The sequence below is a fragment of the Amycolatopsis rhizosphaerae genome (assembly GCF_007713715.1).
Classification (GTDB): Bacteria; Actinomycetota; Actinomycetes; order Mycobacteriales; family Pseudonocardiaceae; genus Amycolatopsis_E; species Amycolatopsis_E rhizosphaerae.
Window position 1 is genome coordinate 1 of record NZ_VJWX01000780.1, and the last position, 1,966, is coordinate 1,966.

A 1,966-nucleotide genomic window follows, 5' to 3' on the forward strand; every position below is an offset into this window, starting at 1 on the left:
CCCCGCAGGAGGCAGGTGTGGCGTCGTGATGTCCGCGCTCGAAACCGCCGGGGAGAGCACCAGCCCGCAGGCGCTGACCACGGAGATGCCCTCCGGCCGGACCCCGGCCTGGTGGGGCATGGTGCTGTTCGTGCTGACCGAGGCGACGCTGTTCGCCGTGCTGCTCGGCAGTTTCTTCTACCTGCGCTTCCAGCATCCCGCCCAGTGGCCGCCCGGCGGCATCGAAAAACCGGAACTCGAACGGCCGTTGATCATGACCGCGGTCCTGCTGCCGAGCAGCCTGCCGGTGATCTGGGCCGAGCGCGGCATCCGCAAGGGGCAGCGCTGGCGCCTGCGGCTCGGCCTGCTCGCCACCCTGCTGATGGGCCTGTCGTTCCTGACCGTCCAGGGCCTGGAGTACGCCAGCGACCTGCGGAAGTTCACCTTCACGACCAACGTCTACGGCTCGCTGTTCTACACCATCACCGGTTTCCACGGCCTGCACGTGACCATCGGCCTGCTCATGGTGGCGTGGCTGCTCGCGGCGGCCCTGCGCGGCAGTTTCGGCTACCGGCGGCACGAACGCGTCCGGCTGACCGCGATCTACTGGCATTTCGTCGACATCGTGTGGGCGGGCATCCTGTTCACCATCTACCTGTCGGAGCGGTTGTGATGACCGCACCGGCCGTCTCCCCGAAGGCGCACCACCGCGGCGGCCTGCTGCTGTGGTTCGCCGTGCTGGGCGGTGCGATCGCCTGGGCGCTGCACCTCGGGGCCGCCTGGAGCACCGACGAGCTGGCGTGCTTCGCCGGGCACCACGAAATCTCCGGTACCCCGCTGTACGTGGTGATCACGCTGATGGTGGTCGTCCCCGGCGTGATCGCGCTCGCCGCGCTCGGCACGGCCCTGCTCGTCCGGCACCGCACGAGCGGGACGGCCGTCGAGGAGGGACGTCCCGACGGCACCCGGCGGGACCGCACGAGGCTGCTGGCCACCGTGGGCATCTGGGCCAACCTGCTGTTCGTGGCGATCATCGCCTTCGACGGCGTCGCTGTGGTGGTGATCCCGCAGTGCCGGTCCTGAGCTCACCCGCCCTGCCGCTGGCGCACGCCACCGCCGGCGGTGACGCCGAACGCTGGTGGGAGCTGGCCGGTGTCCTCGTGCTCGCCGGGCTCGCCGCGGCCTACGGCCGTGGCGTGCAGGAACTGTGGCGGCGCGGCGGCCGCGGTTCCGCCGTGGGCGCCGCGCGCGCCGCGGCGTTCGCGGGCGGGATCGCCGCCGTCGTGGTGGCGCAGAGCCCGCCGGTGCACCGGTTCGCCGAGGACTCGTTCACCGGCCACATGATCCAGCACATGATCCTGCTCGTGGTGGCGGGACCGCTGCTGGCGGCGGGGGCGGCCGGGCTACCGCTGTCCCTGGCGCTGCCCCGGCGTGCCCGGCTGTCCTGGTCCCGCCTTCGGGCCGGCGCCGTGGGCCGCTGGCTGCGGGGTCCTCTGCACCGGGGCATCGTCGTCGGCACCTCCCAGGTCGCGGTGCTGTGGTTCTGGCATCTGCCCGCGCCGTACCTGTCCGCGCTCGGGCACCCGGCCGCGCACGCGGCGGAGCACGCGAGTTTCGTGCTCGCCGCGTGGCTGCTGTGGTCGGCCGTGCTGGCCCCGGGACGGCACCGGCTGGCCGGGCCCGCCGCCTTCCTGCTCCTGTTCGCCACCGGGATGGCGGCCGCGGCGCTGGGCGCCGTGCTGACGCTGGCCCCCGCCCCGCTCTACCCCGCCGGGGTGCTCGCCGAGGGCGACCCGCTGACCGACCAGCAGCTGGCCGGGCTGGCGATGTGGATTCCGATGGACGTGGTGGACGGCGTGCTCGCCCTCGCCCTGTTCGCGCGGTGGCTGTCCCGGCAGGAGCGCCGGACACCGGGCGACCGCGAGCTCGCCCCGCCACCGGCCGAGGAGGTGACGGGCTGATGCGCCGACCGCGAAAGGTCTGGACC

3 protein-coding genes are annotated in these 1,966 nt (G+C 73.3%); all 3 read left to right on the top strand.

Going from position 1 to position 1,966, the window contains the following annotated elements:
- Positions 1-652: cytochrome c oxidase subunit 3 (locus FNH05_RS36745; RefSeq protein ID WP_222426823.1), on the top strand; the 652-nt coding region annotated here is incomplete at its 5' end.
- Positions 652-1,062: a hypothetical protein gene (locus tag FNH05_RS38645; protein WP_186382929.1), complete on the top strand. Its 411-nt coding sequence runs from the start codon at positions 652-654 to the stop codon at positions 1,060-1,062. The genes FNH05_RS36745 and FNH05_RS38645, both read left to right, overlap by 1 nt.
- Entirely contained in the window at positions 1,050-1,940 is an 891-nt protein-coding gene (locus tag FNH05_RS36750) for a cytochrome c oxidase assembly protein (protein ID WP_186382930.1), read from the top strand. Before FNH05_RS38645 ends, FNH05_RS36750 begins: the two co-directional genes overlap by 13 nt.
- Positions 1,941-1,966 lie beyond the last annotated feature (26 nt).

Coding starts and splice junctions, on each gene's coding strand:
- FNH05_RS38645 (WP_186382929.1), top strand. CDS start 652: ATGACCGCACCGGCCGTCTCCCCGAAGGCGCACCACCGCGGCGGCCTG.